This is a genomic window from Metabacillus sp. GQ13 (assembly GCF_059758525.1).
Map to the genome: position 1 here is coordinate 56,581 of NZ_JCAXET010000011.1, position 13,903 is coordinate 70,483.

General features: G+C 34.9%; 11 protein-coding genes. 9 read left to right on the forward strand and 2 right to left on the reverse strand.

Annotated elements, in window-relative coordinates; all coding sequences use genetic code 11:
* Positions 1–7 precede the first annotated feature (7 nt).
* From nikD to AC6CHR_RS14725, 8 genes are all read left to right on the forward strand, one after another.
* Positions 8–838 carry a nickel import ATP-binding protein NikD gene (nikD, locus tag AC6CHR_RS14690; protein ID WP_498249742.1) on the forward strand — a complete coding sequence of 277 codons (831 nt, stop codon included), beginning with the start codon at positions 8–10 and terminating at the stop codon, positions 836–838.
* A 33-nt stretch (positions 839–871) separates the two neighbouring features.
* Positions 872–1,672, forward strand: coding sequence for a nickel import ATP-binding protein NikE (nikE, locus tag AC6CHR_RS14695; RefSeq protein ID WP_498249743.1), 801 nt, complete (start codon positions 872–874; stop codon positions 1,670–1,672).
* Between the two features lie 719 nt (positions 1,673–2,391).
* Positions 2,392–3,426 carry a LacI family DNA-binding transcriptional regulator gene (locus AC6CHR_RS14700; RefSeq protein ID WP_498249744.1) on the forward strand — a complete coding sequence of 345 codons (1,035 nt, stop codon included), beginning with the start codon at positions 2,392–2,394 and terminating at the stop codon, positions 3,424–3,426.
* An 858-nt stretch (positions 3,427–4,284) separates the two neighbouring features.
* A complete protein-coding gene (locus AC6CHR_RS14705) occupies positions 4,285–5,181 on the forward strand; it encodes an ABC transporter permease (protein ID WP_498249881.1) in 897 nt (298 codons plus the stop codon).
* A gap of 15 nt (positions 5,182–5,196) precedes the next feature.
* Positions 5,197–6,099, forward strand: coding sequence for a carbohydrate ABC transporter permease (locus AC6CHR_RS14710; RefSeq protein ID WP_498249745.1), 903 nt, complete (start codon positions 5,197–5,199; stop codon positions 6,097–6,099).
* A 72-nt stretch (positions 6,100–6,171) separates the two neighbouring features.
* Positions 6,172–7,758 carry an extracellular solute-binding protein gene (locus AC6CHR_RS14715; protein ID WP_498249747.1) on the forward strand — a complete coding sequence of 529 codons (1,587 nt, stop codon included), beginning with the start codon at positions 6,172–6,174 and terminating at the stop codon, positions 7,756–7,758.
* Positions 7,759–7,897: 139 nt separating this feature from the next.
* Entirely contained in the window at positions 7,898–10,267 is a 2,370-nt protein-coding gene (locus tag AC6CHR_RS14720) for a glycoside hydrolase family 2 TIM barrel-domain containing protein (protein ID WP_498249748.1), read from the forward strand.
* 304 nt (positions 10,268–10,571) lie between these two features.
* The gene (locus AC6CHR_RS14725) at positions 10,572–11,564 is read left to right on the forward strand and encodes a glycoside hydrolase family 43 protein (RefSeq protein ID WP_498249749.1); all 993 of its coding nucleotides are present in this window, start codon (positions 10,572–10,574) and stop codon (positions 11,562–11,564) included.
* Positions 11,565–11,747: 183 nt separating this feature from the next.
* Here AC6CHR_RS14725 and AC6CHR_RS14730 read toward each other — a convergent pair whose 3' ends face one another.
* The gene (locus tag AC6CHR_RS14730) at positions 11,748–11,903 is read right to left on the reverse strand and encodes a histidine kinase (RefSeq protein ID WP_498249751.1); all 156 of its coding nucleotides are present in this window, start codon (positions 11,901–11,903) and stop codon (positions 11,748–11,750) included.
* Between the two features lie 409 nt (positions 11,904–12,312).
* Here AC6CHR_RS14730 and AC6CHR_RS14735 point away from each other — a divergent pair, with 409 nt between their 5' ends.
* On the forward strand, positions 12,313–12,471 hold the full coding sequence (locus AC6CHR_RS14735) for an anti-repressor SinI family protein (RefSeq protein WP_498249752.1): 159 nt from the start codon (positions 12,313–12,315) through the stop codon (positions 12,469–12,471).
* A gap of 145 nt (positions 12,472–12,616) precedes the next feature.
* Here AC6CHR_RS14735 and AC6CHR_RS14740 read toward each other — a convergent pair whose 3' ends face one another.
* Positions 12,617–13,723 carry a response regulator gene (locus tag AC6CHR_RS14740; RefSeq protein ID WP_498249753.1) on the reverse strand — a complete coding sequence of 369 codons (1,107 nt, stop codon included), beginning with the start codon at positions 13,721–13,723 and terminating at the stop codon, positions 12,617–12,619.
* Positions 13,724–13,903 lie beyond the last annotated feature (180 nt).

Consider the following 13,903-nt stretch of genomic DNA (forward strand, 5'->3'; position numbering starts at 1 on the left):
TTGAATAATGAAAACAAAAGAACAATTCATTTTAAGTGTAAGAGATTTACATGTACAAGTAAAAACCAAAAAAGGTTTTTCCACACTTGTTCAGGATATTAATTTTGGAATTAAGAAAGGGCAAATTCTAGGTGTTGTTGGGGAAAGCGGTAGTGGTAAGACCGTTACAAGTATGTCTATTTTACAGCTGCACGATAAGGGAAATGTTCATATTGGAGGCAGCGTTACACTGAACGGTAAGGAATTGAATGGCTTAGAAAACACTGAAATGCGGAGTGTTCGGGGGAAGGATATAGCTTTTATTATGCAAAATCCGATGAATGCTTTTAGTCCAGTTTTTACGATTGGTCATCAATTTGTTGAAACGATTAGGTCTCATACCTCATTAAAGAAAAAGGAAGCTAAGGAGCTGGCGATTGATATAATGCAAAGTGTAAATTTGCCAGAGCCTGATAAATTATTAAAAAAATATCCTTTTCAATTAAGTGGAGGTATGCTTCAACGAGTGATGATTGCCATGGCTGCATGCTTACATCCGTCCGTTATTATTGCTGATGAACCAACGACAGCACTCGATCTTCATAACCAATTATTAGTACTTCGTCTATTAGATAAAATTCGTTCTGACTATGGAACATCTATTTTACTCATTTCTCATGACCTTGGAGTCATATCAGAAATGGCAGATGATGTCATTGTCATGCAACATGGAAGAATTGTAGAAACTGCAAATGTGTTTGATTTATTTGATCATCCACAACATGAGTATACAAAAAAGCTGTTAAAGACAAGGCCGACCTTATATTTTCAAAAACAACCTTATACCTATATGTTTTGATAGATTAAATGAATTTTTCAAGGGGTGATACCAGTGAGCTTATTACAGGTAAAGCAAGTAAATCATAGCTATAATTCTAAGAAATTGAAGGATCAATCAAATAAAGTTCTTAATAATATTTCCTTTGCTATTGAAGAAGGAGCATGTTTAGGCTTAATTGGTACAAGCGGAGCTGGTAAAAGCACCTTAGGGAAAGTGATTCTTGGTATTCAACGGCCACAGCTAGGACAAGTTTTGTTTCAAGGATATGACATTTATCATACGGATAAAGCTACCCAACGAAAATTACGTAGAGATCTACAAGTTGTATTTCAGGATTCATATTCAGCTGTCAACCCCAGGATGACAGCTGAACGTATTATAAGTGAACCATTAGAGAATTATGAAAAGTTAACTTTAGCCGAACAAAGAAGTAAGGTTATTCATCTCTTAGAACGAGTTGGTTTAAGTGACAAAGATTTAAAAAAATACCCACATCAATTTAGCGGTGGTCAATTACAAAGGATTAATATTGCTAGAGCAATCGCTCTTAAACCGAAGTTAATCGTCCTAGACGAATCGGTTAGTAGTTTAGATATGGTTACACAAAGCTTAATTTTAGATTTATTAAGAGAATTAAAAGAAGACTTTGGTTTATCTTATCTATTCATTACTCATGATATTAAAGCTGCTTTTACAATCTCTGATACATTGGGTGTACTAGAAAAAGGGGAATTAATTGAGTTTTTTGATTCAAAAGATCAGTTTTTTTCATCAAAACATCCTGTCCTTAGACGGATGAGAGAATCTATTCTGGCTGAACATCCACGTTTTCGTCACTTTCGAAGAGGATGAACATGGTATAGTGCCATACAGCGCATCAAATACCTAAATGTTCGTGATGTCGGAAATAGAACGAAGGAGTAGTGTCACAACATATAAAATGCTGTGACAATTTTGGTGTTAAAGGTGGAAAGAGGTAAACACCACTACATCAAATATGTTTGCCACCACTAACTAAACCATGCTTGAGTGTGTATCACGGCTAGTGTTGAAATAGTCTGCGATTATTACCTAAGACACTTAGAAGTGGTTACTTATCTTGAGCTGAAATAATATAATTTATTGATAGAAGACTAAAAAAAGAACTAGAAATGAAATTTAGTTTTCTTACTTTGTAACATCAATTTAATTACATATTAATGAAAAGACCAAATCTCACAGGATTTGGTCTTTTCTAATAAGTGCATTACCAATGCTTATTTAAGTTATTCTAACTAAATACTAATCTACGATAACATTTCTTGCTTCAATTATTTTAAGCGGTTCATTTTTTTCAAATCATACTTACTTGCATTCCAAAGACTGCGAAAAATGTTGATGCATCCTATCAAATCATTTACTTGATGAGTAATAGCTGGTCTAAACACAGAAAATGCAATATTCATCGTGGTTAGTTCAAGAGGTAAATCAAATGTGTTGACTTATGGTTATTATTGCATTTCAATTAGGAGAAATCGGTTATTATAATCATTTTTGAATACAATTTATATCATTAGCCATGGAGGAAAGTTATGAAAAAAGAGAATATAACAATATATGACATTGCTAAAGAAGCTAATGTTTCTCCAGCAACAGTTTCGAGGGTCTTAACTGGAAATGCAAAAGTGCGTCCACAGACAATGCGGAAAATAGTTGATGTGATTGAAAAGAATAATTTTAGACCAAATAGTTTAGCCAGAAGTTTATTTCATAAGCAATCGAAAACAATTGGCTTTATCTTACCAGACATAAATAATCCATTTTTTTCAACACTGGTTCAAAAAAGTGAAGCACATGCAATGGAATTAGGGTATACAACATTTTTGTGTAATACGAGGAACAACTCAGAAAATGAATCTAAATACTTGCAAAGTTTAGTAGAAAAACAGGTGGATGGGATTATTTATCTAGGTGGTAGAATTAATGATACTGATACCGATAAGGAATATGCAGATGAAATAAAGAATGTGATGGAAAGAATTCCAGTCGTTTTTGTTAATGGTCAAATGGATGGTGTTGATGCCCATATTGTTAGAGCTGATGAAGAGTCAGGTATAGAAAAGCTTGTTGAATTACTATTAAATCTAAATCATAAAAAGATTGGTTTTCTTGGTGGAAAAGAAGGAATAAGTTCAACAGATGTGAAAAAGAATGCTTTTGTTAGAGTAATGAAAGATAAAGGGTTAGATGTCAACAAAGAATGGATTTTTGGTACTGGGTTTAGTATTGAATCTGGTGAAGAAGTTGCTGCACAATTGCTCTATTTAAATGATAGGCCTACAGCGGTTATCTGTGCAAATGATTTTGTAGCGATAGGGGTAATAAAAATTCTTACCAAATTTGGGTTAAAGGTTCCAGGTGATGTCTCAGTTGTTGGTTTTGATGATATTTATTTGGCAAAGCATTTCCCTCCAGGAATTACGACTGTAAGCCAGAATTACGATCAGTTGGGTAAAACTGCTATTAATGTACTAGTAGATTTAATTAATGAGAAAGAAGCAGAGAAAAAAACGGTTGTCCCAACATCACTCGTATTAAGGGATTCTTGTAAAATGTTTTCAGAGTAATAAAATAATATTGCCCCTTTCCAAAATTCGGGCTACGATAAAAATGAAAGAGGTTTCGTATTAAGGAATATAATTTTATAATATTCAATTTTACTATTATAGCTAATTAATATTCCTTTGTTTTTAGGAGGATTTGAAACGGGTTTCAAATTTAGTAGGAAAGTAGGGATTTTATGCTTATTCTTCTTGAGAATGAATTAGTCTAAATTTTTGGCGAGAGATGACAGATAATGACCGTGGAAATAAATTATTCTTAAGTACTGGGAACATGAAGCTATAATGTTTAAAAAAAAGTCCTGAAACCCATTTCTAATAAATGCTGATTCGAGCAGTGTATCAAATTAAAATAATTTTTAAAATAATGAACATTTTTATGACGATGGTATTTACTTTTAGCGGAGTCCAGAATATAATGATGATTAAGTAAACGCTTACAATTTAAATAACTTAAAGAATTACTATTGAGTTTTGAACCAGTAACTGGTCATTTATTAAATGAAACCCGTTTCATTTATTTATGAAAACCATACATTATATAAAATGATTAATATAATATGAAGATTTTGTGGAGTTATTTTTGAAACCCTTTTCATATTTTAGTTCATTTATATTAGTTTAAAACATATATCTTCTTCGTATAAGAAGCCTTTTATTTATTAAAAGAAAGCCTTTTTTAGGTATATAGTATGGTAATAAATTGGTAATTTACCAGATCACCTAGTCGCTTCATTTTGTAAAAGTTGGTCGCTGTTTTTCAAGTTAAATCATTGTTTAAGGGGGATTTATATGAAAACCGTTCCTGTGCAATCACAGGCTACTATTGTTGAAAAACAACCGAAACTGTCTGCATTTAAAAGAATGTGGAAGAACCGAACCCTGCTTCTTATGTGTATGCCCGCTATTATTTTCTTCGCTATATTTGCTTATCTACCAATGCCTGGACTATATCTTGCATTTGTAAACTATGATTATTCACTCGGAATATTTGAGAGCGCTTTCGTGGGATTTGATAATTTTCGTTTTTTGGTCATGACCGGTGATCTATGGAAGTTAACGTTTAATACCATTGCCTATAATATAGCTTTTATCATTCTGGGTAATTTCCTACAAATTGCTGTAGCTATCATGCTGAACGAACTTACCAGTAAATGGTTCAAAAAAGTATCACAAACCATTATGTTTCTTCCACATTTTATTTCCGCAGTCTTAATTGGACTTTTAGCGTATAACATACTTAGTTACGATTATGGTGTACTTAATTCATTTTTAAAAATGATTGGCATGGATCCGATACAGGCTTACTCGAATCCGACGATATGGCCTTATATTATTGTTATTACTTTCCTATGGCAATCCACCGGCTATGGATCGATCGTCTATTTTGCTGCGATCATGGGTCTTGATAAAGCCATTTTGGAAGCAGCAGAAATCGATGGAGCTAATGCTTTTCAGCGTATTAGATATATCATTATACCTTGGCTTAAGCCAACCTTTATCATTTTACTACTGTTCTCTTTAGGCGGAGTATTAAAGGGTAATTTCGGTTTGTTTTATAACCTAGTTGGTGCGAATAATACAATGCTCTATCAGACTACAGATATTATTGAAACATATGTGTTCCGAACATTAATGACAAATTTCAACTTTTCTTTAGGAAGTGCTGTAAGTTTGTACCAGTCTGTTTTTGGATTCCTTATTGTTATTACAGCTAACTGGATTGTTAAAAAGGTTTCTCCAGAAAACTCATTATTTTAAAGGAGGGAAGTATTTATGGAAAATACATTCAGACGAAATATAGATTTTTCTACTATAATTGTTCGTATTATTGGCTACGGTTTTATTGGTTTATTTGCTCTATGTTGTCTTTTGCCCTTTGTCTTGATCGTGTCATCCTCCCTTTCATCTGAGAAGGCAATTATGGAAACCGGATTTGCTTTATGGCCGAAAGATTTTTCTACATTTGCATATGAAGTTGTTTTCCGGAATCCAAGACTTATCATTGGATCGTATATCGTAACGATGGGCATTACGATTGTTGGGACTGCCGTAGGTTTGTTTATTATAGCGATGACAGGATATGCCTTACAACGCCAGGATTTCTTGTATCGTAATAAAATATCATTTTATATCTACTTTACAACACTTTTTTCAGGTGGACTTGTCCCATTTTATCTCTTAGTCACCCAGTATCTAGATCTTAAAGATAATTACCTAGCAGTACTGCTACCAGGATTACTGAGTCCTTTTCTCATTATTATGATGAAGGCTTTTACAAAGTCGATTCCACATGAGATTACGGAATCTGCGAAAATGGATGGTGCAGGTGATTTCACGATCTTTTTAAAATTAATTCTTCCAATGTCAACTCCAGCCTTGGCGACTATAGGACTTTTTATTGCATTAGGGTATTGGAATGAATGGTATAATTCGATGCTTTTCCTTTCACCTAATATGGAATATAGACCGTTACAGTTGTTTCTTTATAACGTTATTAATAGTGCTGATTTCATAAGAAATTCGGCTGCAGCTTCAAATGTAGCGCCACAAGAAATACCTTTGGAAACAATGAAAATGGCTACAGCAGTTGTGGCTACCGGTCCTGTTATTCTATTTTATCCGTTTGTACAAAAATACTTTATTTCAGGTATTACAATTGGTGCAGTTAAGGGTTAAAGGAATATGAGTGAGGAATCTTCCTCTTTTCATAGAGAGTAAGAATAATAAGGATAAAAGGGAGGTAATAAAATGTTGAAGATGAGAAAATTCTTGGTACTAGTCATGGTTATGCTGTTGACATTTACTCTTGTGGCCTGTAATGGATCTAGCAAAACGAGTTCAGAAAACTCTAAATCAGATCCAAGTACAAAAATAAACGAAGATGGGGAAATTGATACCTCTGAATTTGTAACAATTACAATGATGACGTTGGGGGATAAACCGACCAACGGACAATTAGAAAAAGTAATGGAACAAGTAAATGCTAAATTAAAAGAAAAAGTAAACGCTCATCTTGAAATAAAATGGATCGAATGGGCGGATTATATGACAAAGTATAATCTAACTTTGGCTTCTGGAGAACCTGTTGATTTAATTATTACAGCAACTGATTGGTTAGACGCTTGGGGAAATGCACAAAAGAGTGCATTTATGGATATTACTGACCTTCTACCAACATATGCACCTCAGACATGGAAAGAAGTTTCCGATGAAAATTGGCAGCAAACCAAATACAACGACAAAATTGTCATGGTTCCTGAGGATGCCTTTACTCAATGGGTTAACCACGGATTTTTCTATCGAACAGATTGGGCTAAAGAATTTGGAATCACTAAACCTATTGAAGATTTTGAAACATTAGGTGAATATTTCCAAGGTATAGTCGATAATAAACCGGGTGTTATTCCTTGGGATACACCAGGAACAAATGTTACTACAGCATGGGGGTATACGACATCTTATTCAGATGAAATTGAACTTCCAATCACTACTGGAGTATTTCCAATTTATTGGGGTAAATCCTATGACGAAGCGTACACAGTTACTAGTCCAGTGTTCGAAGATATTTTTGTAGATTATGCGAAGCTTATGAAGGATTGGGCGGATAAAGGCTACTGGCGTGCTGATGTATTGAACTATAAAGGTGACACTCGAGCTTTATTCCAAGCAGGAAAAACAGGCGCCGACCAGCATCATACGGAAACATTTTCTGGCTTACGTACACAAATGGACCTGAAACAACCAGGATCAGAAATAGATATGTTTGCTTGGTCTGATACACGTGACAATTTAATTTCTATGTCAGTTACTCACGGTGCTACAGCTGTTGGGGCTCATAGTAAAAACCCAGAGCGTGCCCTAATGGTATACGATCTGCTTAGAAACGATGAGGAAATTTACAAATTATTTAACTATGGAATTGAAGGAGTCCAATACGAGATTGAAGATGGCAAACGTATTCGTCCGGAAGGTTATGATGAAACAAAAGATTCATTCGGTAGTAACTTCTGGGGAGGCCGTGTAGATAAATTTGAAATCCCAAGTTCTGACAAGTGGGAAGGTGTTTCTGAGATTTACGCAGAGTACGATAAAATTAAGAAGCCGTTTCCATATGGCAGATTTGTTTTTGACAGTACCCCTATAGAAGCTGAACTTGCTGCTCTATCACAAGTGACTGCACAAATGGTTCCAGCGATTGCATTCGGTAAAGCCGGGGATCCGGAAAAAGCTGTTAAAGATTTGCGTAAGAGATTGGAAGCTGCAGGTTATGAGAAAGTTCTTAATGAAATCCAAAAACAAATGGATGAATATAAAAAGCTTGTAGAAGGAAATTAATTAAGGATTAATCGTAGTGAAGAGGGCTATCATATATGCTTGATAGCCCTCTATTTATAAGTCTCTCATTCTAGGAAAATGACTATTAGTTCCATTTGAATATATTTTCTCATTAATAGATAAGGGGTGTAAGCTGAATATGGTAAATGTAATAACCCAAGAATGGAATCCAGCAGTTAAGGGTAGAAAGTTTAACTTTGATTGGAAATTTTTAAAGGGAGACAATTCTCATGCATTTAAAATTCAGTTTGATGATTCAGATTGGCGTTCATTAGACTTACCACATGATTGGAGTATTGAGGGCCCGTTTAAGAAGGAATATGCAAGTTCAACAGGGTATTTGCCAGGAGGAATTGGTTGGTATCGGAAGAAATTTATTGTACCTGATAGCATAAAGGGAAAGAAAGTATTTATTCAATTCGATGGAATTTATAAAAATAGTGAAGTATGGATAAATGAACAATTCCTTGGTAAAAGACCTTATGGGTACAGCTCATTTCATTATGACTTAACCCCATATTTAAACGTCGAAGCACAAGAAAATGTGATTGCAGTAAAGGTAGATCACTCAGATTTTGCTGATTCTCGTTGGTATACAGGGTCTGGTATTTATCGAAACGTATTTATCAATTTAACTGATCACCTGTACGTAAAGCCAAATGGTATTTTTGTCACAACACCTACCATTTCAACATCAGAAGCAGAAGTCCAAATTCAAACAAGTTTGAAAAGTGAATATAGTAACGAAGCTAAATTTCAAATTGAACATCAAATTAAAGATGCTAACGGCAAAGAAATACATGCTTGTTTATCTATGGAGACAATTCCAGCAAATGGTGAACAAGAATATTCTCATTCTATTTTCCTAGAACAACCAAATCTATGGTCACCGGAAAATCCTTATTTATATAGTGTTGAAACTAAGGTGATGAAAGATGGCGAATTGATAGACTTTGAGACTACTTCACTTGGTGTGCGATATTTCCATTTCGATGTGGACTCAGGATTTTATCTAAACGGAGAGAACATCAAAATGAAAGGTGTATGTATCCATCACGATGCAGGGTGTCTTGGAGCAGCTGTTCCTGAAAAGGTCTGGCATAGACGTTTGCAACTATTAAAAGAAGCTGGTGTAAATGCAATTAGAATGAGCCATAATCCGCCTACACCAGAGTTACTAGATATGTGTGATGCTTATGGGTTTTTAGTTCAAGATGAAGCGTTTGATGAGTGGGAATTCCCTAAGAACAAGTGGGTAGAGGGATGGAATAAAGGCGAACCATCACTAGACGGTTACGCTTCGGACTTTACTGAGTGGGCAGAGATAGATTTGAGGGATATGGTCTTAAGAGACCGAAATCATCCGTCTATTGTTTTCTGGAGTATTGGGAATGAAATTGATTATCCAAATGATCCTTATTCACATCCAGTGCTCAAAGATCGTTACAAAGCTGACAAACCTAATGCAAAAGGAATGGGTGATATTGCGAAAAGGTTGGCAAAGGTTGTAAAACAATATGATCCAACACGACCTGTTACGGCAGCTTTAGCAAGTGTCATAATGTCAAATGAAACTGAATTTCCAGATGCTCTGGACGTGGTTGGATATAACTATCAAGAGTTTCGTTATCCGATGGACCATGAAAAATACGCTAATAGAGTGATTTATGGAAGTGAAAACGGAAGGCATCACGAAGCATGGTTGGCTGTAAAACATAATGACTATATATCAGGACAATTTATTTGGACAGGAATTGACTATTTGGGAGAAGCTCATGGATGGCCTGTTCGTCACGCTACATCTGGAATGCTCGATCTTGCTTGTTTCAAAAAACCGTTATACTTTTTTAAACAAAGTCAATGGTCGAAGAAGGATATGGTCCATTTAGGCTTGACTTCTATTAAGGAAGATAATCCTGATCAAATTTATTGGGACCATGAAGTTGTCTGCGATTGGAAAGGGAATGAAGGAGAAACCGTAAGAGTGGCTTGTTGTACAAATTGCCCTGAAGTGGACTTACTATTAAATGGTGAATCTGTTGGTGTCAAAAAACGTGAGGACTTCCCAGGCGGAACGATATATTGGGACATTCCATACTATAAGGGTACGTTAAAAGCGGTAGCTAAAAGAAGTGGAAGCATTTGTTGTACTCATGAACTAAAGACAGCTGGCGAGCCTACTAAGTTACTGTTACACGCGGATACAATAACTCTTAAAGCTAACAAACAGGATGTAGCTCATGTAGAAGTAAATATTCTTGATTTAGATAATAACCTCGTCTATGAAGCAGATAATCAAATAGATTGCTACATTGAGGGACCAGGAGAAATTATAGGAATTGAATGCAGTAACCCTGCTAGCCATCAGGACTATAAAGCAACCAACAGAAAGGCCTACCATGGAAAATTATTAATTTATGTGAGGACTACTGATCAATCTGGGACCGTTACATTAAAGACATCTTCTGTTGGCTTGGAAAGTTCATCTGTAGTAATAAAGGTTAAATAAAACCATAACAGAACCATAAGGTCTTCGGGTACCAATCTTACCAAATGATTGGTACCCGAAGTTTTTATACTTGATATGCATACAAAGTACAAACGTATTAACAATTAGGGCTATCTTCGATGTTGTCTATCACGAATCTATATGAAAAATACAGCATTGGCTGATGAGGAGTAGTAAAAAAATTATCCGAACTATGGTACAACGAACTTGTTCCAGATATCACATTTTTACTTTTTATAGAAGAAAAAAAGGGATAGATATGAAAAGTTTGATTTAAAAAATATAATTAATAGGAGATGCTTAAATGCCGTATAACAATGCGTCTGATACATCTAATCCTAGACTGGGGCACCGACTTAGAGATATTCCTGCTCATGACCCTTTTGTCTTGTCGCATAAAGAAACAGAAACTTATTATTTATATACAACTGGAATTCCAGAATTAACAGATTTAGAGAAAAATGGAGTACTAGTTTATAAAAGTAGGGATTTACTAGATTGGGAGGGACCCTATGTAGTTTTCGAGATACCTGATGGAACGTGGGCACATCCACAGCATGGCACGTGGGCACCAGAGGTTCACCAATACCTTGGTAAATATTATTTATTTGTTACCCTTCATAATAGAGATACAATTCTAGCAGAACCACCAGAGATTTGGAAAAGCAACCATCTTCGTGGTACAAGTATTGCAGTATCTGATTCTCCAGAGGGGCCGTTTGAATTGCTAAAAACAGATGGTCCAGTGCCGCCTAGAAACTTCATGACATTAGACGGAACCTTGTATGAGGATGAGGGTGGAAAGCCATGGATGGTATATTGTCATGAGTGGATTCAGGTAATAGATGGTACGTTTGAGGCCATTCCGCTAAAGCATGATTTGTCTGCAGCAGATGGTGAACCACGACACCTTTTTAAAGCTTCTGATGCCCCATGGATCAATTCTGAACGAAAGCCTGATGTAAAGCCTTCAGTTTATGTATCTGATGGATGTCAATTATACCGAACAAAAGGTGGTCACCTTGTTATGCTATGGTCAAGCTATAACAATGAAGGATATGTCCAAACGATTGCTAGATCTAAGTCTGGTAAGCTAGGGGGGCCATGGGAACAATTGGATCCGTTAGTTGAAGGTGATAGTGGACACGGCATGATGTTCAAAACATTTGAAGGTGCTTGGATGCTTATTCTTCATCATCCATTTAGTACACCTGAATCTCGAGCGAAGATTTATGAAGTAGAGGAAACTGAGGATAGCTTTAAGGTTATTAAACCTAGAGTTGATCTCCATGGTTAAATAAATAGTAGGATTAAGGGAGGGCAATTGGAAAGATACCCGGTCCAGTAAGAAGGAGAGTGTGTACAAAATTTATATTGTACAAATTTATTAAACCGAATGAATGATGAAAATTTAAAAGAAAGTGGTTATATCATACATTAAACTAAAGGGATAATTGTTTTAGGGGGAAATATTTTGAAGTCAAAGCTTATCCGTAAAATAATTACTAAACTCTACAAGAAGTACTTGTATTCTTGAAAACTCTATCATTCCAAGTGAGGTAATAGGGTTTATCGTATTAAATAGAAAATATGGTTGAATTTGTGGCTGTAACCAGCTCCCTCGACAGGTAATCACTCCTCAATGGATAACTTTAATTCTATGCCCGGCCCTTTGCTGTAGTGCCCAACCATTGAACGGTTCATTACGTAGTCATCGGCACCAGATTGAATTCCGGTCAAAATATCTTCGGAACTAGTTCGTGCAGTTAATAACAGCACAGGAAGTTCTGAAATAGTAAATCGCTCTCTAATGGTTTGAGTTAATTCATAAAACCTGATATTTACGGCATCATAACGTCTGAAATGCTTAGATCATAGTGTTCCGTTCATTAGGATCACATATTAAATTTGAATTTTTTATGTGATTTAAGAGAATTGTAAGAGTAACCATTTATGATAGTTAAAGAGCTAGTGATTTCACATGGAAATAAGCCTCATTTGATTGGTTATGAGAATGGCTTCTGAGTAATGGGAGGATTAGATTGATGAAAAAAAAGGAAATGAATAACTCCGATAAAGAATGGGTGGACCTAATTCTAGAAGCAAGGAAGGACGGACTAAGTCTAGAAGAGATTAGGGAGTTTTTTGAATCCTACCAAAATCGAGAAAAAAAAGAGAAATCGTGTAGATTTATAGGACGATGATCTTAAATAAATTCTAGAATAGTAGTTGAAAGGATTCTCCTTTTATGGATAGACGAGCAGTGGTGAATATCAAAATGTAAAAAAGGAATATAGCCCAAGGACGCTCTGAAAGCCCTTTATATTAATGGCTTTCGAAGCGATAATTTCAGGTTGATACTAGAGATTTAAATATTTGAGTAACAGTTTCATCGGGTTCGATTCCTAAATCATTAATCAACAGATCCTTATATTTTTGATATATTTTAATTGCCTCCGAACGGTTACCTTGTTGGATAAGTAATTGCATACTATACTTTATGTTTTCATCTATATATGGATTTACTTTTCGTTCGAATTGAAGATAATATAGTGTTTTGTTAACATCAATATTTTTATAGTAATCGATCACTCTGCTCAAAAGGGACATCACCTTTTCGTGATACTCTATAGATTTTCCATAAGCCCACTCATAACCATTCAATTCCATATATGACCCAGTGTATAAATGAATAGTCCTTTCTATCGCTAAAATGTTTGTTGCGTCTAAAATATCTAGATTTTGTAAAGATTTATCAAATTCAAATGTGTCACAATAAAAAGGCTCAATATTAAAAGAATAGCTTTGGTTTAAAAAAGTAATACAATTTGTATATCCAAGCTGGTCAAGCATTTTTCTTAAATGCGATATACATGTATGAAGATTACCTTTTGATTTTTTATAATCTTGCTCAGGCCATAATTTATCTATTAAAATATCTCTATTGATAAATGTATGGGAAAGTAAAAGTCCGAATAATTCCTTGACTTTTGCTGTCTTAAAATGAAGGGGATGATCATGGTAAAATACCCGTAATTCAGTAAAACATGTAATTTTAAGCGGACTTGTGGAAGGTGCATTACTTTGAACGACCTGTATCTTCTCAACTAGTCTATTAATAGTCTTTTCAAGTCGTCTTGTCATAACTGGTTTCAGTAAGTAATCAATTGAATTAATTTCAAATGCTTGCACAGCATATTCTGTATGTGCAGTTACGAAAACAATGTGTATAGAGGGTTGAATCGATAGCATTTCTTGAGCTAAATCCATGCCATTTAATTCTGCCATTTCGATATCCAAAAAGGCTACATCAATTTTCCCCTCCTTTATGTCTGTTAGGATATGTTCATGGTTAAAATAAGTTTTAGCAATATGAATACTAGGAAAAGCTTGTAACTTTTTTTCTAAAGCAATGAGAGAAAGTTCTTCATCATCAACTATAATCGCTCGAATCATAAAAGCCATCCTTTTCTATGCTCAAAATAATTATTGGAATGAATACTTCCCTACCATTATTATACATTAATACATAATGTACTCAAATATTGAGAGTGAATCTGCTATTTGTTTTTAAAGAACGCTACTATAGCAGTTAGCGTATCTAATTATTATCATCCATGTAAAATTTGTCGCAAA